The organism is Armatimonas sp., assembly GCF_043757465.1.
Lineage (GTDB): Bacteria > Armatimonadota > Armatimonadia > Armatimonadales > Armatimonadaceae > Armatimonas.
In genome coordinates this window covers 1-2,017 of sequence record NZ_JAYVPL010000049.1, presented here as the reverse complement: position 1 = coordinate 2,017, position 2,017 = coordinate 1, and the positions used below count along the sequence as shown (strand labels likewise).

The 2,017-nt window shown below is 56.9% G+C and carries 1 protein-coding gene and 1 riboswitch; the gene reads right to left on the bottom strand.

The features are described 5' to 3' along the window. Window positions 1–153: 153 nt before the first annotated feature. Entirely contained in the window at window positions 154–1,920 is a 1,767-nt protein-coding gene (locus tag ACH2ED_RS06275; protein WP_395089400.1) for a S8 family peptidase, read from the bottom strand. A gap of 39 nt (window positions 1,921–1,959) precedes the next feature. Further along, window positions 1,960–2,017: riboswitch (cyclic di-GMP riboswitch) on the bottom strand. This riboswitch is flagged as partial in the annotation.

Genomic DNA, 2,017 nt, shown 5'->3' with positions numbered 1-2,017 from the left:
TCACGGAAGTCCAGCCCGTGGTACTCGGGCGTGCCGCGCTCAGCTTGGGCGCAAGAAACGCATCGGCTTTAGACGCTTCGTTCTGCGCAAAGGCGCTTGCAGTAAGCGAGCTGCCCAGCAGAAGTGTAAGAAAGATCGTTGCTTTTTTCATGATTAGTTCTCCCCATTGATCACGGTGCTTGTCAGGTCAACAACGCTACTCGTCGTGCCCCAGATCGCTTGATTGCCCCAGATGGCCTGGCTTCCCCAGATTGCCTGGTTGCCCCAGACGGCTTGGCTTCCCCAGATCGCTTGATTGCCCCAGACGGCTTGGCTTCCCCAGATTGCCTGAGCGCCCCAGATTGCCTGAGTGCCCGAGATGGCTTGTGTTCCCCAGATGGCTTGTGTTCCCCAGAGTGCCTGGCTACCCCAGAGGCTGTTTGGGTCGAGGGTGAGGGTCTGAGTGGAAGGATCAATGACTAGGTTTGGGCTGGTGGCGTAGGTGGTGGGAGTGACAGTGCTTGCCAGTGCTGCTGGAATGTTGACGTAGCCTGCGCCGTAGGTGAGCGCATCACCCGTGCCATCGGGATTGAGCCACTTATCTGCGCTTACCATCAAGCGGGCCTTGACCGTGTCAGGAGTCAGGTTCGGGTTGGCTTCCAACAGGAGAGCGGCTGCACCAGAGACCACGGGTGCCGCCATCGAAGTGCCCGAGAGATAGAAGTAGCAAATCGAAACGCCAGAGTGGGTAGATCCATACAGATAGGACAAGGGCACACCATTGCTATTTACATAGTTGTTCTGTAGGTAGCTATTGTTCACTTCAAGCGAGATGACCCTATTGCCCGGCGCAACGATATCGGGCTTCATGATGAAGTCGAGTCGGCTTGGCCCCCGGCCCGAGTAGGTGGCGATTCGGTCATGGGCGCGGTTGCCATCCATGTTCTTGGTGGCACCCACGGTGATGACATACGGATCATTGCCGGGAGACTGGATGCCACCATAGTTGGTCTCGTAGCCCTCGTTACTGGATCCCTGCACCGGCGTCGTGTAAAGACGACCGCTGTTTCCCGCCGCGCAGACCACCACGATCCCCGATTTCCATGCCGACTCAACGGCCTGGCAGAGAGGGTCAGTCGTGTAGCTCTCTCCCACATCGTGTCCAAGGCTCAGATTGAGGACACGAATGTTGTATGTGGCTTTATTGGCGATACACCACTGGACACCCGCAATCACGCCGCTGACTGTTCCTTGACCGTTTTGATCTAGGACTGAGACACTTACCAGGTTGGCATTCTCAGCAATCCCTTTGGTGCTGTGGATTGCATTTGCCTGGATTGCGTAATACCCATTGCCGGCAACAATTCCTGCCACATGAGTTCCATGCCCGCAGTCGTCGGAGTCCTTCTTGGACTTGGCAACGAAGCTAACGCTCCCAAGGATCCGGGATCGCTTTGATGTACCTCCCTCGTCAAGATCCTTCGGAGTGGATTTAATTCCACTATCTACCACGGCGACCGTCACGCCACTGCCGGAGAGGCCAAAGTCGCTGATTGCCGTGTCCGCTCCGGAGTGTCCCCGGGTGAACTCATCCGTTTTCTTGACCTCTAGGTCTGCGGAGAGGCGCTGGATAAAGGGCAGTGTGGCGAGCTTGGCTAGGTTCTTGTTGGGAATCCGAACCGCCAGGGAGTTGATGATCGGCAGGTGCCGGTAGATATCCCCGCCCAGCGCCGCAATCGCCGCTTCCTGGGCCACCGTTGGTGCGCCCTCAGTCTTGACAATCACCTCTGCCCAGCCCTTGTGGCGGGGCGATCTGAGTTGTCTTTGGATCGTGAGATCCGCCTTATCGCCCGGGGCGCTTTTATTGGTCACGGCGCTGTGTGCAACCAGTGGTGTGGACAGTGTGGAGAGTCCCAGCATCACTATCCCTAAGTTTCTCATGTACATCCTGTAAGTTCCTTGGCTCGAATGACTTCGCTTTTCGGTAGCCTGGCGACCGTGTCACTTTTAGGTGAGTTAGGCCCATCGCTTTGCGTCA